Raw genomic sequence first — 18,654 nt, 5'->3', positions numbered from 1 at the left:
CCTATGGCCCTGACCACCGAATGCGTCGTAGACCCGGCCCCGCCTGGCTTCCCCGACTGGAGCTACACGGCACGGCAGGCTGCCGAGGCCGTGCCCGACGAGGCCATCGACGCCTGCTGGCGGGCGTTGAACCACCTGTCCGCCGCCCAGCTCTACCTCGCCGACAACGCTCGCCTCGCTCGTCCGCTGCGGCCTGCGGATGTCAAGGAGACTCCCCGCGGGCACTGGGGCGTCTGCCCGCCGGTCAACTACATGCTCGCCCACCTCGGGCCGCTGACCGCCTGGCGGCCCCCCGGATCCGAACTGCTGGTGCTGCACGGCGCCGGGCACGCCGGACCCTCGGCGCTCGCCCACGCCTACCTGGGCGGCAGCCTGCATCTGACCGGGAGCGGGCCGGGCGCGTCGATGCCCGAACTGCGGGCCCTGATCACCGGCTTCCCGCACCCGGAGCGGTTCGGCGGGGAGATCACCCCGCTCATCCCCGGCGTCCGGCACACCGGCGGACAGCTCGGCCCCGCCCTCGCCATCGCCCAGGGCATGGTGCTGGACGCCCCGCACCGTCTGGTCGTCCCGCTGATCGGGGACGGCGAGCTGGAGACCGGGGCAACCGCGGCGGCCTGGCTCGCCCGCCGAGCCCTGCGCGGCAGTGGAGAGCACGGGGCGGTGTTGCCGGTGGTGCTGGCCAACGGGCTGAAGATGGGCGGCCCCTCACTGCTGGCTGGCATGAACCAGGACGAGGTACGCGCGTATTTCACCGGCCTCGGCTACGAGCCGCTGATCCACGACGGCGCCGACCTGCCCAGGTTCCGCCAGTTGCTGGCCGACGCCTTCACCCGGCTGAGGCCGCTTGGCGAGCCCGCCCGGCAGCCGGTGATCGTGCTGACCATGCCCAAGGGCCACACCGGGCCCGAACGGGTGGCCGACCGGCAGATCGCGGGCACCCCGGCCGTCCACAAGACCCCTCTGAAAAGTCCCCGCCACAACGACGCGGAGTTCGCCGCGCTGGCGGCCTGGCTCGCCTCCTACCGGCCCGCCGAGCTGTTCACCACCCAAGGGCGGCCGACCGAGCTGGTCCGCCAGGCACTGCCCGGTCCCACCGCCGAACCGGGGACGACACGGCCGTCGGCCCTGCTCGCCTCCCGGCGGCTCCAGTCCTGGCTCGACGTGTCCGCAGTCGTCCGCGACCGCGCGGCCAGCGGGGCGTTTCGCCTGTTCAGTCCGGACGAGATCGCCTCCAACCGGCTGGCGGTGACGACGGACGATGCGCTGCCGCTCTGGGCGACCGAGATCCTGAATGAGGAGATCTGTCACGGCTGGTTGCAGGGCTACACCGAGACTGGCCGGGACGCGCTGCTGGCCACCTACGAAGCCTTCGCCCCGGTCAACACCAGCCTGCTGGTGCAGCATCTCAAGCACCGGCGGCTGCGCTATCTCACCGGGCAGGGCGGGCTGCCGTCGGTCAATTACCTGATCACCTCGCTGGGCTGGCGCAACACCTACACCCATCAGAACCCCGGGCTTGTCTCGTCGATGCTGGAGACCGAGGACGGCTTCGTGCACGTCTACACTCCGGCGGACGCCATGCGGGCCGCCGCCGTCCTCGCGGCGATGCTGGCCGGACGCGACCGCGTCAACTTCCTGATCACCGACAAGCACCCCGGCCCCGCCTTCCCGCCGGACCCGTTCCGCGACGAGCTCACCGACGGCGCCGCCATCTGGCCTCACCTGAGCCACCACGGCCGCCCGCACCTCGTCCTCGCCTCGGCCGGGGACATCCCGGCCCGCGAGCTGACCGCCGCCGCCACGCTGCTGCGCCGGTCGCACCCCGAGATCAAGATCCGCTATCTACACGTCAACGATCTCGCGGTCCTCGGTCCGGCCCCGCACTGGCCCTACGCTCTTGATGAGAGGACCTTCACACGCCTGTTCGGCACCGACACCCCCGTCCTGATGGCCGTTCCCACCCACCCCGGCAGCGTCCGGGCGCTGCTGGCCGCCCGCGGCGAGACCAGCCAGTTCCACGTCGTCGGCTACCGGGAACCCAGCCGTCCCACCACCCCCGAGGGGCTGCTGGAACACTGCGGCCTCTCGGCCGCCGCCCTCTGCGCCCAAGCCGTCCTCATGATCAAGGAGCACAGCGGATGACGACCCTCGACACGGCGTCCCCGCCCGATCCGAAAGTCCTGGACGCCTTCGAACGTGACGGCTTCGTCGTGCTGCGCGACGTGATCACGCCCGAGTGGCGCGAGCAGGCCGCCGCAGCGGCGATGCGGCTGCTGGCCGACGACCGCCCCCTCGGCAGGGACCGCAGCGTCGACGGCAAGGACGGCTTCCGCGGCATCGTCGCCATGGATGACACCTTCCTGCCGCTGGTCACCAACCCGAAGGTACTGCCCACCCTCGTCGCGCTGCTGAGCGCGAACCTGCACCTGATGTCCAGCAACCTGATCTACATGCCGTCCATCCCGCCCGGCGGCACGCGCACCATCCGCGTCCCCGAGCGGCACGGCTGGCATCGCGACATGAGTACCGCCGCCCGCGACCTCGGCACCGGCGTTGTCCCGCGCATGGCAATCAAGGCCGCCTACTTCCTCAGCGACCTCACCCTCGACGCCGGCGTCACCATGGTGGTGCCCGGCAGCCACATCGAGGCCGGACCCGTCACCGTCCCTGCCGGAGCCATCGACCCGCTCGGCGCGATCACTCCCGACCTGGGGCCCTGCGACGCGTTGCTGTTCGAGAACCGCACCTGGCACGCGGGTGGGTTGAACACCTCCGGCCACCCCCGGCTCGCGGTAATGATGCAGTACGGCTACCGCTGGCTCGTCCCCGTCGACGACCCCGCCCCCCAGCTACTGGACCATGGGGACCTGACCGACATCGAGCAGCAGCTGCTCGGCCGCCCCGACCGCAACCCGGACGGCTCCGTTGCTCACGAAGGCGCCGGTGCCGCACCCCTGCGCGGCTGGTGGCAGCACCTCAACGCGGACCCGGCTCGTTCTCCGGAATGACACCGCACATGGCCAACTGAACGCGAAAGACTGACGTGATGACCTACACGCCCGACGAGCTGTTCGCCTCCACCGCCCCCTACTACGCACGCTACCGGCCCGGCTACGACCAGGCTTTCTACGACATGCTGGCCGCGCGCTTCGCCCTGGACGGCACTCAGCGCGTCCTGGACCTGGGCACCGGCACGGGCGTGCTTGCTCTCCCCCTTGCCAGGCTCGTCGGCCACGTCACCGCCGTCGACCCCGAGCCCGGCATGCTCGACGAGGGCCGCAAACTCGCCGCCGAGCAGGACATCACCAACATCGACTGGCGGCTCGGCGACTCCACCACCCTGCCCGGCATGAGCCTGGATCCGGTGTTGCTGACCGTGATGGGGGCCGCCTTCCACTGGATGGACCGCGACCAGGCCCTTCGCGACCTCGATCAGCTCGTCGAGCCGAACGGGGCCGTCGTCCTCGCCTCCGGCGGCGCCCCCGGCGACATCGAGCCCGCCCCCTGGCTTCAGGTCATCGCCGACGTCCGAACCCGCTACCTCGGCCCCGAGCGTCGGGCCGGGTCAGGCACCTACTCCCACCCCAAGGAACGCCACCAGGACGTCCTCACCCGCTCCCCGTTCTCCAACGTCGACACCGCCCGCTGGGACCGCACCGTCACCCGCACCCTGGACGAAGTGATCGGCCTGCAGTTCTCCTATAGCTACTCCAGTCCCGCCCAACTCGGCGACGACAAGGATGCCTTCGAACGCGACCTGCGCCAGGCCCTCACCGAGTTCGCCCCCGACGGCGTCTTCGACGAAGTCGTACGCACCGAAGCCATCGTCGCCACCCGCCCCTGACAACCGCACGCTGCTGCCTGTCCTTCACGGTTCGGCGTCGCTCCACGAAGGGCCACGCATGTGCAGCGGGCGGCGCCCCGCGCCTCCGCTCTCATCGGGCACGCGCCCATGACAAAGCCCCCGGAAGCAGTTATTCCGGGGGCTCTGCGGAGTGCCGCAGGTGAAGTCAGCTCGCGGAGGACCCGTCGTCGGAGTTGTCCGTTCGTCGGCGACGGGCCGCGAAGAGGGCGCCTCCGCCAGCGACGATCAGGACTCCGGCGCCGCCGATCAGCCACGGGGTGGCGTCGGCGCCGGTGTGCGCAAGCGAGCCGGCGGGAACAGGCGCCGCGGTGCTCGACGCCGTCTTGTTGGAGGTCGGAGTACCCGAGGCAGACGGCGCCGGGGTGTCCTCATCCTTGCCGGGCTCGTCCGGGGAGGGCTTGTCCGGGGAGGGCTTGTCGCTCGGCTTGTCGCTCGGCTTCTCGGTGGGCGTGTCTGTCGGCTTCTCCGTGGACGGCGAGGTAGCGGCGGTTTTGGCGTTGGTGACGGTCACGGTCACGGGATCGCCCGGCTTGGCCTTGAACGCCTTCGAGGGCTTGTAGATGTTGTAGCCGGCAGGTGCCTTCACCTGCTTGACCCAGAAGTCCGTGCCGGTACGGGAGTTGATGGGCAGCTTGCCGCTGGCCGTTCCGTCGGCGCCCGTGGTCAGCGTCAGGATGATCTTATCGCCGCTGCCGATGTTGACCGTGGATCCGGCCAGCATCTTGCCGGTCTTGTCGTCCTTGCTCTTCAGCAAGACCGAGGCGGCCGTGAACGGGTCGACGATCGTGAGCCGGGTAGCAGTACCCGGAGTGACGATCACGTCCTGGTCATCGACGGTGTCGTGCAGGCTGCTGCCGCTGGAGACCTCCTTGAGGCGGTAGACCCCCGGTGCGAGGTCCTGGAAGGCGAGCTTGCCCTGGGCGTCGGTCTTGCCGCTGGCGGCTTCCTTGCCCGCGAAGTCGAAGAGGGCGAAGGAGGCGCCGACGAGCACATCGCCGCCAGGGTCCTTCTTCAGGATGGCCACGCCGCCGGTCTCCGGCTCGGCCGCGTTGCGCGGAGTCGAGGACGTGGATGCGGACGGGGCGGGATCGGCGCTCTGGGCCGAGGCGGTCGGCGCCCAGGACAGGGAACCGGTCACCGTGGCGGCGACGGCAACAGCGACTGGGAGGGTGCGAGCGGAACGGATGCGCAAGAAGGGTCTCTCCAAGGGATACAGGCGGGAACAGGCAAGGCGGGCGCGCCGGTCGTTGTTCAGCGGGAGCGCCCCGGCGCCGGGCGCGGGGGCAGCCAGCGAAGCGGGGACATCCAGAACTCCGTGGCGAGGTGGGCGGTCAGCGGCTGCGGAGCGAAGCCCCGGCGGTGGGTGTGGGCTGGGCGACAGGTCGGGCTGCCGGGCGGGACGAGGCAGGCGCCGGGATCCAGAAGTGGGCGTACTGCTCGATCGCGGTGCGCAGCCCTGCGCCGTCCGCGCCGTGCCATGGCGGCTGGCTGCTGTGGGGGTGCCAGTCGCGGATGACGGCGTAGCCGTCTCGGCCGGGCACGAGGTCGCGAGCCGTGTCGCGGCGGGCGAAGGTGCCGTGGTCTGCGAAGCGGAGGATCGCGGTGTCGAGGACGCCCTGCTCTGGGTGGACGACGCGCAGGCGAAGTCCGTCGTACTCGCCGTGGCGGATGGTGGGGGCGAAGTCGATCCGTAGCCGCAGCGGCGAGTTCGGCTGCGGGGATGCGTAAAGGGCGTCGCCGACAATGGCGTACTGGTGGAGAGGCAGTTCGATGACGTCGTCGAAGAACTGCTGGGCGTGCAGAGCCAAAGAGCCTCTCTCGGACGAAGGGGATCTGGTCAGCGGTGAGGGCCGGAGCGCCGGGCGGGCAGGACTGCCGACGGAGTTGTCGTGGTGCTCCAGCGCGGGATGCTGCGCGTGGTCAGCGCGGGCGCCCGGCGGGGGGCGATACGCCGGACGTCGAGGGGCGTGGGAACCGGAGGCAGCGGAGGGGTGACAGGAACGAGCTGGGCGCTCTCGCGCAGGCCGCGCAGCATCTCGTCCTTCCAGCGCGGCAGGGGCGCGGGGTCGGACACGCTCTCGGTGATGGCCGTGACCAGTGGGATCGGGGTGTTCGTGGAGGCGGTGGCGTACCAGCGGGCGTATCCGCTCTTTGGGCCGCCCCACAGGTACCAGCGGGCCTGCAGCGTGGTGAGTTCCTTCTCGGCATCGAGCCTGCCCTGGGCGTATTCGAGGCCGGCCATGCCGTCCGGGGTCTGCATCTCCAGGACTCCCCATCGCGGGTGCTGGATGGTCCAGCCGCGGTTGATGAGCGGGACGACGGCGTGGAAGGCGTCGAGTTCGGGGTCAGTTGGGTCGGGCTGAGCGAGGTAGTAGTCGGGCCCGGACTGGTACGCGGTCGCCAGGGCCGTGGTGAACGCGGTGACGAACTCGGTGGGGCAGGTGTCGTTGAAGCTGACGCCCCAGGCGGGCGGTCCGAAACGATCGGAGTAGGCGTTGATGCGCCACAGTCCGTCGTCGTCGCCTTCGGGCAGGTAGCCGAGGCGGATCTTGCGGTCGGGCGCGGTGACGTAGACGTTGGCGAGGTCGTCGTGGGTCAGCTCCCAGCCGAGTGCCATCAGGGGCTCGAGGGCCGGGTCGCCGGTGTAGGTGCTGCCGGCGAGATAGCGGGGGAAAACGTAGACGTCGCCGTCGATCTCTTCGGTGTCGGGCACGAAAGTCCAGAGGGTGTCAGGGCTGCGGGGTGAGTGGCGCGGTGCGGGATCAGGAGCCGGTTCGCTCCGCGATGACGAGCAGCAACTGCGCGGCGAGTTCTGCGGGTTGGCCGGTGTAGTGCAGGGTGCGCAGGCCCAGCTCGGCGGCGGCCCGGCAGTTGTCCTCGCGGTCGTCGACGAACAGCACGCGCCCAGGGTCGTCGGCGCCGGTGGCGGCCAGGGCGTGTTCGTACGCTGCCGGATCGGGCTTGCACAGGCCGAGGCGTGCGGAGTACAGGGCGTCGTCCATCAGTTCGCGCCGCCAGTCGGTGGCGTCCAGGACGTTGCTGAGGTGGGCCGGGGCGTTGGAGAGCAAAACCATGGGCAGCCTCACGGCCCGCGCGCGGTACAGGGTGTCGAGGACTCGTGGGTCGGTGCGGATCCACATGGCGGTGTCGGCGTCACGCAGGGTGCGCAGCCATCGCGGGCCGGGGTGGTGACCGAGCACCTTGGCCCAGTAGGCGAGATCGCTCAGTTGCCCTGCGTCGTAGGCGTTGCGGGGAGCCCAGAAGGCGTCCTGGAACGAGGGGAGATGCCGGTCGGGCCACTCGGCGAGGTCGGCCAGGCGGGTCCACATGACAGTCGGGGGTTGCAGTCCCGCAACCCCGTTGTAGTCGAGGATCAGGGCTTCTACGCCGGTCCGGGAGTCGTAGGTGCGGGTCAAGGGGTCGTTCTCTCCAGAGCTTTGGGGGCGAGGGTGGCGACTGTCACGGCGAGGAGAGCGGGCAGCAGCAGCGCGTGCGGCAGTGCGGTGACAGTGGCGAGGGCGCCTATGAGGGCGGGACCGGCGAGCAGGCCGACGTAGCCGGTGACCGCGACTGTGGCGACCGCGCGCGGGCCGCCGACGCCTGCGGCGGTGATCAGGCTGGGGATGGTGACGGACAGGCCCAGGCCGAAGGCCGCCCAGCCGAACAGGGCGAAGGCGATGGTGGAGCCGGCCAGTCCGGTGGCAAGCCCGAGCGCAGCCAAGGCGGCGCCGGCGCGTACGACGGCTGACGCGCCGAAGCGGGCGGTGAGCCGGTCGCCGACGAGGCGGCCTGCGGCCATGGCGGCGCTGTAGAGGCCGAACGCCGCAGCACTCGTCGCAGCCGTCGCACCGAGGTCGTGCAGGTGGACGCTGGCCCAGTCGGCAGCAGCGCCTTCACCCAGCAACGTTGCCGCTGCCAGAACACCCAGCAGCCACACCCGGGGCCGCGACCGGCCCCCGCGTTCGCCCGAGCCCTGTGCAGCAGGAGGGTGAACGGGCTTGAGTCCAGAGCTGGCGAGTGTCCGGGCCAGAGCCGTCGTGGCTCCTGCCGCCGCGGCGGCGCAGACGGCAACGCCTGTGAACAGAACGGTGTGTGAGGTGTGGGCGGTGGCCGCGGCCAGCGCGGCGCCGAGGAGGGCGCCGAGGCTGTAACTCGCGTGCAGTCGGCTCATGATGGGGCGGCCGTGGGCGTCCTGGCAGCGGACCGCCGAGGCATTGGCCGCGACGTCGAGGACGCCGTGTGCGACGCCGAAGACGAACGCCGCCGCACACAGGCTCTCCAGACTGGAGCAGACCCCGAGGATGGCGAGACAGGCGGCGAGAGTGATGGCGCCGCCGGTCAGCAGCGCGGGCAGGCGGGCGGGGCGGGCGAGGCGCCCACCCGCCTGGAGTCCGGCGACCATGCCGAGGGCGGCGGCCAGCAGGACCAGGGCAAGCCCTCCGGTGCCCAGCTCGGCGGCGGACTGGACGGCGGGCATGCGGGCGCCCCAGACGGCCATCACCACACCCAGGCCGGTGAAGTACCCGATCAGCAGGCGGCGGCTGCGCACCAGCTCGACAGCTGCGGTTTTCCTCACGCGGCGGGCTCCCCGGTGGCCGGAGCCGTCTGCGGGGCAGCGGCGACCTGGATGTCGAGGTGGCGGTACGCCTCTTGGGCGCGGTCCTGGGCGGCCGTGGCGGTCGGCCCGATGGTGATGACAAAGCCGATGCGGGCGGTGAACAGATTGCCGCCGTCCTGGGGGAGCACGAGCTGGTCTCCGGGCTGTCGCTGGAAGCGCACGCGCTCCACTCCCCCGGTGGGCTTCGTGGCACCGCGGGCGGTCAGGGTGCCGGAGTAGGCGGGGTAGATGAAGCGGATCGCCGCGGCCCGGCGGCGGGTGGGCGTCAGGTCGGGGGTACGTCCGCAGGCGATGTCGGCGGCAGCGCGGGCGAGATCGACGCCGGTGGCCAGGTGGACGAGGTGACCGATCATGTCGCCGGCGATGCGCGCGTTGACCTCGATCAGGCGGGGGCGGCCGTCGACGATGCGGATCTCGACGTGGCTGACGCCGTCGGTGATGCCGACGGCGTCGAGGGCCGCGACGGCGACCGGTGCCACGGCGGCGAGCAGCGGGTCGTTCGCGTCGACCACGTGCGCCAGCTCCTCGAAGAAGGGCGGCATTCCGACGGTCTTGCGGGTGACGGCGGCCACGGTGGTCTGCCCCTGATGGGTGACACACTCGACGCTCACCTCCGGGCCGTCGAGGTACTCCTCGACCAGGACCTGGGTGCTCTCCACACCGTGGTCGGCGGTGCGCGCGGCGAAGGCGTACGCACCCGGAAAGTCGTCGGCCGTGTCGACGCGGATGACGCCCATGCTCGCGGCGTGCGCGGCGGGCTTGAGGACGACGGGATAGCCGATCAGCGCGGCGGCATCGGCCGCCTCCCGCTCGGTGCGCACGCTGACGGATACGGCGGAGGGCACTCCGTGGCGGGCGAACAGGCTCCGGCTGGTGTGCTTGTTGCGGCAGCCCTGGAGGGCTTCTGGAGCCGTGGTGGGCAGGCCGAGCTGGCGGGCGAGCCGGGCGACGGGGACGAGGTACCACTCGGTCCAGGTCATAACGCCGGCCAGCTCGTAACGTTCGGCGAGCGCGCGCCCGGCCGCGACGAGTGCCGCCTGGTCGGTGGGGTCGGCGACGGCGTAGTCGAGGAGGAAGTCCTTCTCCCAGGTCGGCTCGGCGCCGGAGATCAGGACGACGTCGTAGTGGGCGCGGACGTTCTCAAGGCAATAGCCGCGATACGCGTGCGCCTCCATGTCGGCGGCTGCAACAACCAGGACGACGGGGCGAGAGGACAACAAGGCTCCAAACAGTGGCAGGACAAAGGAGGTTGACGGCAGACGGCGGCCGGAGTCAGAGGGTGCGGCGACGTCGCAGCTCGAAGGCACTCGCCCAGTGGGGGTGGTCCTCGATCAGCTTTCGCGCATACAGGGCGGTGAAGTTGTTGTTCAGTCCGCGCACGTCCGCGGGCAGTTGCCAGCGCAGGTCCTCGAACAGCGCCTTCAGCCCGACCCGGGTGGCCCCCGTGGCGAGCCGGTCGGCGGTCAGGCGCTCCAGCGCGCGGTAGACGTACGGGTGCTCGGCGTCGAAGGCGAGGAACCGGTCGGTCAGTGTGGGCCGCGATCCTGCTCGATACGAGGGTCGGGATATCGGCAGGACCGACTGCTCGGCTGGGGCGTGGGACGTGGGCATAGCGGGTCTCCATGAGGTGGGCAGGAAGGCGACCTAGGCGGTCAGGCGAGGGAGGTGCGCAGGGCGGGCGTGGCGCGCAGCCGGGCGAAGGCGGTGAACAGGCCCGCTGCCTGGAGCACGGCGCAGAGCGTGATGACGTGGCCGAGCTCGGCGGGCGGCACGAGGGCGACAAGGACGCCGGCGAGTGGGAAGGGCAGCAACAGCAGCAAGATCGTCAGGGAGAGGGTGGCGCCGAATACGTCCGCGGGGATGAGGCGGGAGCGCAGGGTGCGCAGCACGACGGTCATGCCGCCCTCGCCGGCCATGAGGACGGCGATCAGGGCGAGATAGGCGTGGTAGGTGCCGGCGACGGAGACGGCCAGGCACGCGGTGGCCGCGATCGTGGCGGATACGACGCCGACCGGCCACAAGCCGAAGCGGTCAATCGCCTTGCGACACAGGAGGACCGCGCCGAGCGAGGCGACCGCGGCAACCGACCAGATGAATCCGACGTCGGCTGTGGAGTGGCCGAGCTGCTTGACGATGATCACCGGGGCGGCGGCCTGCAGCAGGCCCACGGCCAGGTTGGACACGGTCAGTCCGGCCACCAGCCAGCCGAGTGCCGGCAGGGCGCGCAGGGTCGACCATCCGGTGCGCAGTCCCTTGCCGACGGGCTGCGCTGCGGCGCGCTCGGGGCGCAGGTATTGGCGCGGAGCGAGGACGCTGGTGAGCAGGGAGAAGACGGCGATCACCAGCAGCATGCCGGTGGCACCGCTCCACTGGAGCAGGAGGCCGGCCAGGGCAGGGCCGGAGAGGGTGGCGACCTGGTCGATGCCGAGGAGCACCGACTGCACCCGGTGGGCGCAGGCGCCGGCCTCACGGCTGGCCACCCCGCCCGCCGTCTCAACCGCGATGTACGAGCACTCGGTGAGGATCCCGGTGGAGGCGGCGAGGACCATGACGGTGACCGTCGCCCCAAGCCCCGCTTCCTGCTGCGGCAGGAGGTACGCGGCGGCCAGGACGACCAGGGCGCGGGCAACGGAGGCGTAGCGCAGCACGGCGGTAATGCCATGGCGATCGACCAGGGCCCCGGCGAAGGCGAACGCCCCCAGTCTCGGGATCCATTCCAGCGCGAAGGCGAGGCCGGTCAGGGCTGCGGAGTTGGTGGTGGCCAATACCAGCAGCGGGATGCCGTAGGTGGCCATGGCGAACGCGGCGGCGTCCGTGCTGCGCGGCAGGTAGACGCTGCGCAGCACTGTGGGGACCGGGCGGCGGGCATGCCGCGGTCCGACACGGGATCTCACGCAGCGCGCCCCGCTTCCGCCCTCTCCTGCGCGGAGCGGTCGTCGGCGTGGTTGAGGACGCGGGGGTTCGCCTGCAGAAAATCGGTCAGGACCTGATGCGGCGCCGACGGCTCCAGACTCGAGCCGAACGCGTGCGGGCTGCGGCTGTGCAGCTGGAGGGTGTGCTGGACGCGGGTGACGAAGTCGGTGCTGGTGTCGGGGAACTGACGGGCGCGCGCCCAGCGGGCTGCGGTGTCGTACACCTCAGCGAGGGCCTCGCCGCTCGCGGTGAGCCGGTAGCGGTCGGGGGCCTGTTCGTCGGCGTGGAGCAGGCCGAGGTCGCGGGCGACGTCGATGGCGTGGCGCAGTTGCCCGGGGGTGAGGTCGCCGAAGGCGCCCTGAAGGCTGCCGCGCCGATGGCTGATGGGGCCGTTGTCGTCGATCTCGGTGACCAGGCGAATCAGGCCCGGCAGGGTCAGCGTCCGGATCGCGCGGCGTTCGTGCAGGAGGTTGTCGGGCAGGGAGCGGGTCATCGGCGCGGGTCTCCTGCCGGGGAGATCGGGCGGGCGGGTATCTGGTGGGAGAAGAGGTCACCGGGCTGCCACGCCGGGCCGCCCGGGGGCGTCGTGGTGAGCGCGGGACGTACTGGTGGCGCTGCCGGAACCGCCGGTGCGGGAAGGCGGGTCGGGGTGGTCGCCCACGGGCCGGAACAGTTCTGCGACGGGGCGGCGCCCGGCCCCCGAGTCCGACTGCCATCGGGCTCGGGTGCCGGGGCGGTGGCCCAGGCGGAGATCGCCTGGAAAACGGGGGCGAGTGCCCGGCCGCTCGCGGTTAGCTGGTAGCCGCCGGTTCCGCTGGCCGTGACGAGTCCGTCGGCGACCAGGCGTTCCAGGGGCTTGTAGACGGCGGTCAGCCCGTAGCCGGGCATGGCTTCGGTCGCCAGCGTCTTGGCGGTCGCGGTGCCCCGGGCCTGCAGCGAGAACAGGATCGGGGTGGCGTGCCGCGGCGCGAGCAGCGCGACCGCGTCGTCGATGTTCTGGGCCGGCGCGATCCGCTCGGGGTCCAGCTCGCCGGTGTGCTTGTTGGCGCCCAGCTCCTTCTCCAGATACGTGTCACCCCAGGACGCGATCACCGAGAGGACAGGCAGCAGCGCGGCACCGCGGCTGGTGAGGCCGTAGGTGACGTGGCGCGGGGCGTACTCCGTGCGCTCGATGACGCCGGCGTTGGTGAGGTGACGCAGCCGGGGGTGGAGCTGCCCGTCCGCCAGCCACGGAAGCCTCGGCTTGAACTCGGCGTAGCGCAGCGGCTGGGAGGAGACGGTCATCAGCACCCACACGCTCCAGCGCGGGGCGAGCAGGTCCAGGGTCTTGGTGACGCCCAAGAGATCGTTCGGTGTGGCGGACGGCGCGGTGGTGGCCAAGAAGGTGGCTCCTCAAGCGGTACGGGTGGGTCAGCGGGTGCGGGAGGTGGTCGCCGTCGGTGTGGCGGGGGCCGGTAAAGCCGGCGGGTGGGTGTCCGGGGCGGACACGCGGCGCAGGCCGCCCAGGACCGCGCTGGTGCTCTTGGCGTAGGCGTCACGGGTGGCGACGGACTCGGCGATGCGGCGGGCGCAGTCGAGGATGTGACCGGCGGCGAACCGGCCGATCTCCTGGTCAGGGGCGGTGAGTTCGCGCAGCCGCTGCAGTTGGAAGGCGATGTTGCGTTCGGCGAGGGCCAGGTCGCCGTGGGCGCCGATCAAGGCGGCGAGCAGCGTGGCCTCGGGGGTGGCGTCGGCGAAGGCTTGGAGTTCGGCGAGCGGCTGTCCGTACAGCGCCTCGATGCGCGTGGCGACGAGCTGGGAAACGGCATGGGACGGGGTGACGGGCTGGGGCAATCGGTGGACTTTCAGGGACGTCTTATCCGCACCGCCCCGGCGCGGGGTGCTGCCGGGGCGGGCGGAGCGGTGGCGGCGATCTTGGGACTCAACCCGGCACGTGGCGGTGCTACTTGGTTCGACGCCGGCATGGTGCGCAGCAGCTCGTCGAGTGCGGCGGTGTATCCGTCCCGGCCGGCCAGAGCCGCCTCCAGCCACTGGGCGTCCCACCGCAGGTCCTCGGCGGACAGGTCGTCCATGTCCCCGTCGGGTTCCGTCGCGGCATGGACGCGGTCACGGACGCGGGCCACCTGCTCCTCGGCGATGGCGAGGAAGCTGCGCAGTTCCAGCGCCCGCTGGAGTGCGGCATTGGCCTCGCCGCGGGCGGCCTGCGCGTACAGCTCGGCCACCTTGGCCCCGAACGCCTCCTCCAGGGCCGCATCACGGCTGCTGGACTTGTCGATGACGCTCACCGTGTGGCCCCGCGTGCCGCGGCGTTCCGCGTGCTGGGCAGCGTGGGCGGAGAGGTGGGCAGGGCCGGAGCGCGCCGGGCGGCCGGGGACGCCCCGCGCCAGACCCCGGGTCCGCGCTTCCCGGGAGCGTTGGGGTCGAGGAGGTACTTCACGACCATGGCGCGTCCGTCGCGGGAGGCGACCGCGGCGTTGACCTGGTGGGCCAACTCCATCACGGGATCGTCGAGTACATCCGGCGGCTGGGTGCCCAGCGCCTCGACGAGCGCGTCCTCGGCGGTGTCGAGGGCCTGCTGTGTTTCGGCGAGCAGGCCGTACCAGTCCACGACGGTGGTGGCCTCGGGATTGGCCTGCGGTGCCGCCTCAACAGCCCGGCGCAGGTCGGCGAGCGGCATCTGGAATCGGTCCTCGATGCGCTCGGTAATGACGCCCATCACGTCTTCGCTGGCGTCGAGCACGAAAAAGCTCCCTTCGTTGTGGGAATTCCGGTGTGGGAATGAGGAATGGGGTGCCGGTCGGCTAGTCCAGGCACATGTAGACCTCGCGGTAGACGTACGATCCGGACACCCAGCCCGTTACGCCGGTGGTCTTGTCGGTGATGTAGTGCCAGCTGCCGTGCGTCTTGTGGACGGTGAACTTGTGACCCCGGTAGAGCACGCCGCGGGCGGTGGACTTGCTGGTCGCCTTGGCGCGGATCGTCACGGCCTTTGTGCCGATCACCCACGGTCCGAGCCGGTCACACGGGCGGGTGGCCGGAGCCGAGGCCGGTGCGCTGGAGGGTGCGGCCATCGCGCTCGGGGCGGATATGACCGGGAGGGCCAGTGCACCAAGAACGGCAATGGATGCGGCGAATCGGGAGGTGCGCATGCGGAATTGACCTCCATGCTGTGGAGAGGGAATACGGAAGCAGCCTCAGGCGGATGCCGTGCGGGCTGAGAACAAGAGTCCGGAGAATCCCCGGTTTCGGTAACCGGGGATTGCGTGCTATGTTCCGCGCCGCCTCGCACACGACTGACGGCAATTCGCCGGGGAAGAAAGGTGAAATGCCCTCGGTTCAGCGGGAGTTCAACGGCTCGGCCCGCGCGTCGGGGCGGGGCGTGCCAGCAGGCCAGGAACGGCGGTGACGGGCCGGGTCGCCGGCGAGGCCGTTGGCAGCGAGGGCTCGTCGCCGTTCCAGTGCGCTTCCCACCACTGAGTGGCGGCCTCGAAGGTGGCGAAGCCGCCCTCACGCAGGGTGTGCGTCCACGCGGTGGTGTCGACCTCTTCGAGCAGCACACGGAAGGGCAGTGCCGCCTTCTCGTCGACGGCGCGCAGCATCACGGTCGTCTCGATCGGGTCGTCGTCGCGTGTGTAGCTGGTGAGCAGGGCGAAGTGGTCGCCGTCGCTGCGCAGGCGCTGCTCCAGCACGCGGGTAGCATCGTTCGCGGCCGTGGTGCCCATGCCGTCGGGCAGGAGGATCTTGTCCTCGGGGCAGCCGCGGGCGATCAGCCAGGACTGTGCCATGGACGGCAGTGGCAGCTCCGCGTGGTCGAACTGGTAGGTGCGCGCGGCCGGGTCGCGTTTGAGGTGCAGGGCGACCAGCTGTGGTTCTCCGGGGATGCCCCAGGTGACGGCGCGGTTGTGTATCACGTAGAAGCTGTGCTGGGCATCGTCGCTGTGGTGCTCGGCGAGCACGGTCATCGAGTCCTGCTCGATGCCGATGTGCCCCCAGAACTGATCGGCGACGTGGTCGTTGACGGCTTCGTATCCGTCGAGGCGGAAATCGGGTTCGTAGGTGGGCATCGGTATTTTCGGTCGTGACCCCGGCGGCGCCGTGCGCGTGGCACGGAGTGCGGTTCAGCGGCGGGTACGGGAGACGGCAGGGAGGCCGGCGGCAGGGGCGTGGGCGTGGTCCCGGGCGGGCCCGCGCGGCGGGGTGCGGTCAGTACGGCGCGGCCGGCATCGGTGAGAGTGACGGGCTGCCCGGCGTGCACCGGGTGCGCGGTGTCGCGCTCCACCAGGCCCATCTCCTCCAGGTGCTGCAGCCGGGCGTAGGAGATGCGGGTGCGGGTGGGCGTCGCCACGGCGAGGCGATGGGTGACGAGGTGTTCATGCAGCTTGGCGCCCTGGGCGATGTCGATCAGAGCCGCCACATCCTTCGTCGCGATCTGCGGTGGCGTCTGCCGAGGAGCGGCGGCCTCGATCGGCGCCAGCGCTGCAGCTGACACGGATTGCTTCGCATCGCGTACGGCGGCTGCCGTCGCCAGCTGATCGAGGGTGCGCTCGATTCGAGCGAACAGCGCCTGATCCACGGGCAGTTCGCTGGAGGCGAGGCGAGCGAGACGGACACGGTAGAAGGTGACGTCCCGCTCGGCCGCCGCCAGCTCGCAATGCGCGTCGGCTAGGGCTGCGTGCGGTGCGTCGAGGAGTCCGCCGTCGCGGTGTCGGCGCAGCTCCTCGACGCCGTAGCCCACGGCGGTCTCGATCCGCTGGTCGAGGGCGGTGGGTATCAGCCCGTCGGATGGGGGTGAGGTCATGGCGCAGCGGTTCCTGGGTCCGGGGCGAGCGCGTCCAGGGCGAGTCGGACCTCGACGTACTGGCCGTCGCGGGTGTGCGACGTCGGGCCGAGCCGGTCGAGGAGCCGGAGCATGGGCCCATTCGCCACCTGCGTGAACGCGGACAGGGTGTGGGCTCCTCGCGCGCTGGCGAGGCGGGCGGCTTGGCGGGCCAGGGCCGTGCCGATGCCCTGACGCTGACGGTGGTCGACGACCTGCAATCCGAGGTCGAAGGCCCCCGGCTCCCGGCTGACGGGCCCGACGCAGACGAGGGCCACAGGCCGCTCGTCGGCGGCGAGCCCGATCCAGCACTGCGCGTGGGCAAGCAGCCGGGACAGGTCGCGGGGCGTCAGGCGGGTACGGCCCCAGCGGCGCAGCAGGTTCTGCTCGGAGCACTGCGCATGGAAGGCGGCGACCAGGTCCCAGTCCGCCTCCGTCACCCGCCGACTCCGCGCGAGGGCGGGGTGCCTCAGCAGGAGCAGTTCGGGCGGGCCGCCAGCAGGTCAGCGCGCCGATAGGCCCGGTAGCGGCTGCCGTCGGCCGCCCGTGGATTGCACGGCTGGACGCCGTAGCCGCGCAGGAGCAGACCCAGCCGCAGCGGGGTGAGGTCGGCGTAGCTCCAGCGTCCCTCGGCCTGACCGGGCAGATCGCGCAGGCGCTCGACCAGCTCCGCGGCGCTCACGTACTCCGGGGCGCCCTCGTCGTCGAAGACGGCGAGGCAGGCGTGGACGATCGTCTGCGGGCCGCTGGGGCAGGACAGGAACTCCTCGCACGCGTCCTCGTGGAGGTCGTCGAAGTCGTCCAGATCGCCGGGCTCTTCGAAGTCGTCGAACCCCTCGAAGTCGTCGAAGTCCGGGTCGAAGCCGGGCTCCTCGTCGTCCAACGGTTCGTACTCGGCCGAGGGTCCAGCCTCGTACGCGGCGGCGCAGCAGCAGGAGGTGGCCAGGAGCGCGCTCAGGTCTGCCCCGGCGGCCATCCGTTCGACCAGCAGGTCGGTCAGGGTGTTCAGCTGCTCAGCGGGACTGACGCCGGGAAGCTCGGCGCCGGCGAGCTCGGCGAGCTGCCGGTCGAGGTCCTGGATCTCGACGAACACATCGAGGATGGCGCGGTGGTGCGGGTTCTCGGTGACCTGGGCCGGCGCCAGTACGGCGGCGGCGACCTGGTCGATCAGGGTGGGGAACTGCGTCAACGAACGGGGCCTTTCAGGGTCGGGGACAGTGCGGGTCGGGGAAGGCCGGGCATCGCGTAAGGCGGTGGTCCCGGCTTGGGTACGGGCTGGCGCGTGCCCAGCTGCGGCGAGCGTGTGCGGGCCGCGTGGGTGCGCTCGCCCAGGGGTCGCCGACGGATGCCGAGGCGGGCGCGGGCGGTGTCGTACACGTCGTGCGCCTCGCGAGGGCGGACGGCTACGACGTGGATCTCGGTGGTGTGCGTGGAGTTCGCGGGCGCCGGCCGCTGGGCGTAGACGATGCGCCAGGCGTTGCGGTGATCGACGTAGACCTTGCGGCATCCGGCGAGGTCGCGGGTGAGCTTGGCGCCGAACAGGCGGGCGTTGACGACGTCCTGGAGCTGGGCGAGTGCCAGGTCGCGAATGTCGCCAGGCGCTTGCAGCAGATCGGTCAGGGCGCGGGGGTCGAAGGACAGGCCGAACGCCGGCCGGTCCTCGTGGCCGGTCATCCGCCGGCCTGGCCCAGCTCGCCGGTCTCCTCGTGCTCCTCGGTGGCGGAGGCGGTCCGGATCGAGGGACGGGGGCCGGGCAGCAGTCGGTGCGCGGGCCGATCCGGATCGGTCATGCACGCGGACAGCGGGCCGCCGGGGGCTCGGACGGTGGCCATGGCGTGGGTGAGGAAGTCCCGGTGCCATACGAACAGGCCGGACAGTCCGGCTTCGGCGTCCTTGTGCTGCTGGTAGGCCAGCCACAGGGCGTGAAGCCAGGCGACGACGTCGGGGTGCTCCTGCCACTGCTCGCACCACGGGGCAGCGGTGGTGACCTCTGCCCCGTATACCCGGAGGAGGAAGTCGTCGACCCAGTCGGACAGGGCGTCGAGTTCGTCCTCGTACTCCTCGTCCTCCAGCTCGAGGATCGGACGCGGCTCGGGGGGCGAGGGGGTGGGCGGCAGGCCGGCGAACCCCGGCAGTCCGTAAGCGGCGAACGGCGAGTCCGGTGGCGGTGGTGCGGCGGCGAGGCTGTCGATCTGGCGGCCGTGCTCTGCGGATCGGTCCAGCAGCATGGCGACGTTCGCCTCGACTCTCGCCAGATCGGCCTCCGGCAGCCGAACCGGCTCCAGCTCTTCCCCTTCCGAGGGGAGGGGAGGGTCGGATATCTGGACCGGATCCTTCTCCGCGTTGTCCGGGGGGTTTATGGATTCAGGCACGAAAAGGGGCCTCCTTGGGCCGCAGCCATAGGACGTTGATTGCGGCTCCAACCATCCGGAGAATCCC

At 71.3% G+C, this 18,654-nt stretch carries 23 protein-coding genes; 3 read left to right on the top strand and 20 right to left on the bottom strand.

Annotation, left to right across the window (positions count from 1 at the left end; genetic code table 11):
• Positions 1–3 precede the first annotated feature (3 nt).
• The 3 genes from BN159_RS38155 to BN159_RS38145 are packed head-to-tail and all read left to right on the top strand — an operon-like array spanning position 4 to position 3,847.
• Complete coding sequence (locus BN159_RS38155) at positions 4–2,145, top strand: phosphoketolase family protein (RefSeq protein WP_015662402.1); 2,142 nt, start codon at positions 4–6, stop codon at positions 2,143–2,145.
• Positions 2,142–3,011: a phytanoyl-CoA dioxygenase family protein gene (locus BN159_RS38150; RefSeq protein WP_015662401.1), complete on the top strand. Its 870-nt coding sequence runs from the start codon at positions 2,142–2,144 to the stop codon at positions 3,009–3,011. Before BN159_RS38155 ends, BN159_RS38150 begins: the two co-directional genes overlap by 4 nt.
• 38 nt (positions 3,012–3,049) lie before the next feature.
• A complete protein-coding gene (locus BN159_RS38145; RefSeq protein WP_015662400.1) occupies positions 3,050–3,847 on the top strand; it encodes a class I SAM-dependent methyltransferase in 798 nt (265 codons plus the stop codon).
• Positions 3,848–4,013: 166 nt separating this feature from the next.
• Here BN159_RS38145 and BN159_RS38140 read toward each other — a convergent pair whose 3' ends face one another.
• From BN159_RS38140 to BN159_RS38045, 20 genes are all read right to left on the bottom strand, one after another.
• A complete protein-coding gene (locus BN159_RS38140; RefSeq protein WP_015662399.1) occupies positions 4,014–5,060 on the bottom strand; it encodes a SpaA isopeptide-forming pilin-related protein in 1,047 nt (348 codons plus the stop codon).
• 139 nt (positions 5,061–5,199) lie between these two features.
• Complete coding sequence (locus BN159_RS38135; RefSeq protein WP_015662398.1) at positions 5,200–5,676, bottom strand: hypothetical protein; 477 nt, start codon at positions 5,674–5,676, stop codon at positions 5,200–5,202.
• 29 nt (positions 5,677–5,705) lie between these two features.
• A complete protein-coding gene (locus BN159_RS38130; protein ID WP_015662397.1) occupies positions 5,706–6,581 on the bottom strand; it encodes a DUF317 domain-containing protein in 876 nt (291 codons plus the stop codon).
• Positions 6,582–6,630: 49 nt separating this feature from the next.
• The gene (locus BN159_RS38125; RefSeq protein WP_015662396.1) at positions 6,631–7,284 is read right to left on the bottom strand and encodes an HAD family hydrolase; all 654 of its coding nucleotides are present in this window, start codon (positions 7,282–7,284) and stop codon (positions 6,631–6,633) included.
• Positions 7,281–8,444 (bottom strand): MFS transporter, encoded by a 1,164-nt coding sequence (locus BN159_RS38120; RefSeq protein WP_015662395.1) that lies wholly within the window; start codon positions 8,442–8,444, stop codon positions 7,281–7,283. Before BN159_RS38120 ends, BN159_RS38125 begins: the two co-directional genes overlap by 4 nt.
• Positions 8,441–9,661 carry an ATP-grasp domain-containing protein gene (locus BN159_RS38115; RefSeq protein WP_015662394.1) on the bottom strand — a complete coding sequence of 407 codons (1,221 nt, stop codon included), beginning with the start codon at positions 9,659–9,661 and terminating at the stop codon, positions 8,441–8,443. Before BN159_RS38115 ends, BN159_RS38120 begins: the two co-directional genes overlap by 4 nt.
• 97 nt (positions 9,662–9,758) lie before the next feature.
• Positions 9,759–10,097 carry a hypothetical protein gene (locus BN159_RS38110; RefSeq protein ID WP_015662393.1) on the bottom strand — a complete coding sequence of 113 codons (339 nt, stop codon included), beginning with the start codon at positions 10,095–10,097 and terminating at the stop codon, positions 9,759–9,761.
• A 41-nt stretch (positions 10,098–10,138) separates the two neighbouring features.
• Complete coding sequence (locus BN159_RS38105; protein WP_015662392.1) at positions 10,139–11,380, bottom strand: MFS transporter; 1,242 nt, start codon at positions 11,378–11,380, stop codon at positions 10,139–10,141.
• Positions 11,377–11,892, bottom strand: a complete 516-nt coding sequence (locus BN159_RS38100; RefSeq protein ID WP_015662391.1) for a hypothetical protein — start codon at positions 11,890–11,892, stop codon at positions 11,377–11,379. The genes BN159_RS38105 and BN159_RS38100 overlap by 4 nt, the downstream gene beginning before the upstream one ends.
• Positions 11,889–12,779 (bottom strand): winged helix-turn-helix transcriptional regulator, encoded by an 891-nt coding sequence (locus BN159_RS38095; RefSeq protein WP_015662390.1) that lies wholly within the window; start codon positions 12,777–12,779, stop codon positions 11,889–11,891. Before BN159_RS38095 ends, BN159_RS38100 begins: the two co-directional genes overlap by 4 nt.
• 30 nt (positions 12,780–12,809) lie before the next feature.
• On the bottom strand, positions 12,810–13,232 hold the full coding sequence (locus BN159_RS38090; RefSeq protein ID WP_015662389.1) for a hypothetical protein: 423 nt from the start codon (positions 13,230–13,232) through the stop codon (positions 12,810–12,812).
• Between the two features lie 11 nt (positions 13,233–13,243).
• Positions 13,244–13,684 (bottom strand): hypothetical protein, encoded by a 441-nt coding sequence (locus BN159_RS38085; protein ID WP_015662388.1) that lies wholly within the window; start codon positions 13,682–13,684, stop codon positions 13,244–13,246.
• Complete coding sequence (locus BN159_RS38080) at positions 13,681–14,139, bottom strand: hypothetical protein (protein WP_015662387.1); 459 nt, start codon at positions 14,137–14,139, stop codon at positions 13,681–13,683. Before BN159_RS38080 ends, BN159_RS38085 begins: the two co-directional genes overlap by 4 nt.
• Before the next feature lie 61 nt (positions 14,140–14,200).
• On the bottom strand, positions 14,201–14,548 hold the full coding sequence (locus BN159_RS38075) for an SH3 domain-containing protein (RefSeq protein WP_015662386.1): 348 nt from the start codon (positions 14,546–14,548) through the stop codon (positions 14,201–14,203).
• Between the two features lie 198 nt (positions 14,549–14,746).
• A complete protein-coding gene (locus tag BN159_RS38070) occupies positions 14,747–15,463 on the bottom strand; it encodes a hypothetical protein (protein WP_063608111.1) in 717 nt (238 codons plus the stop codon).
• Entirely contained in the window at positions 15,358–16,197 is an 840-nt protein-coding gene (locus tag BN159_RS45905; protein WP_015662384.1) for a hypothetical protein, read from the bottom strand. The genes BN159_RS38070 and BN159_RS45905 overlap by 106 nt, the downstream gene beginning before the upstream one ends.
• Positions 16,194–16,655, bottom strand: a complete 462-nt coding sequence (locus BN159_RS38060; RefSeq protein ID WP_015662383.1) for a GNAT family N-acetyltransferase — start codon at positions 16,653–16,655, stop codon at positions 16,194–16,196. Before BN159_RS38060 ends, BN159_RS45905 begins: the two co-directional genes overlap by 4 nt.
• A 29-nt stretch (positions 16,656–16,684) precedes the next feature.
• Entirely contained in the window at positions 16,685–17,404 is a 720-nt protein-coding gene (locus BN159_RS38055; protein ID WP_015662382.1) for a DUF3631 domain-containing protein, read from the bottom strand.
• Positions 17,401–17,889, bottom strand: a complete 489-nt coding sequence (locus BN159_RS38050; RefSeq protein ID WP_015662381.1) for a hypothetical protein — start codon at positions 17,887–17,889, stop codon at positions 17,401–17,403. The genes BN159_RS38055 and BN159_RS38050 overlap by 4 nt, the downstream gene beginning before the upstream one ends.
• Positions 17,886–18,443 carry a DUF4913 domain-containing protein gene (locus BN159_RS38045; protein ID WP_193384356.1) on the bottom strand — a complete coding sequence of 186 codons (558 nt, stop codon included), beginning with the start codon at positions 18,441–18,443 and terminating at the stop codon, positions 17,886–17,888. The genes BN159_RS38050 and BN159_RS38045 overlap by 4 nt, the downstream gene beginning before the upstream one ends.
• Between the last annotated feature and the right edge of the window lie 211 nt (positions 18,444–18,654).

Origin of the sequence: Streptomyces davaonensis JCM 4913, assembly GCF_000349325.1 — a bacterium.
GTDB lineage: Bacteria > Actinomycetota > Actinomycetes > Streptomycetales > Streptomycetaceae > Streptomyces > Streptomyces davaonensis.
The sequence above is the reverse complement of the archived record's forward strand: the minus strand, read 5'-3'. Positions and strand labels throughout refer to the sequence as shown.

Bases quoted from the DNA above. Each gene is read 5' to 3' on its own strand.
- BN159_RS45905 (WP_015662384.1), bottom strand. From the start codon at position 16,197: ATGACCTCACCCCCATCCGACGGGCTGATACCCACCGCCCTCGACCAG.
- BN159_RS38100 (WP_015662391.1), bottom strand. From the start codon at position 11,892: ATGACCCGCTCCCTGCCCGACAACCTCCTGCACGAACGCCGCGCGATC.
- BN159_RS38075 (WP_015662386.1), bottom strand. From the start codon at position 14,548: ATGCGCACCTCCCGATTCGCCGCATCCATTGCCGTTCTTGGTGCACTG.
- BN159_RS38150 (WP_015662401.1), top strand. From the start codon at position 2,142: ATGACGACCCTCGACACGGCGTCCCCGCCCGATCCGAAAGTCCTGGAC.
- BN159_RS38045 (WP_193384356.1), bottom strand. From the start codon at position 18,443: ATGCTGCTGGACCGATCCGCAGAGCACGGCCGCCAGATCGACAGCCTC.
- BN159_RS38070 (WP_063608111.1), bottom strand. From the start codon at position 15,463: ATGCCCACCTACGAACCCGATTTCCGCCTCGACGGATACGAAGCCGTC.
- BN159_RS38110 (WP_015662393.1), bottom strand. From the start codon at position 10,097: ATGCCCACGTCCCACGCCCCAGCCGAGCAGTCGGTCCTGCCGATATCC.
- BN159_RS38050 (WP_015662381.1), bottom strand. From the start codon at position 17,889: ATGACCGGCCACGAGGACCGGCCGGCGTTCGGCCTGTCCTTCGACCCC.
- BN159_RS38155 (WP_015662402.1), top strand. From the start codon at position 4: ATGGCCCTGACCACCGAATGCGTCGTAGACCCGGCCCCGCCTGGCTTC.
- BN159_RS38145 (WP_015662400.1), top strand. From the start codon at position 3,050: ATGACCTACACGCCCGACGAGCTGTTCGCCTCCACCGCCCCCTACTAC.
- BN159_RS38115 (WP_015662394.1), bottom strand. From the start codon at position 9,661: ATGGAGGCGCACGCGTATCGCGGCTATTGCCTTGAGAACGTCCGCGCC.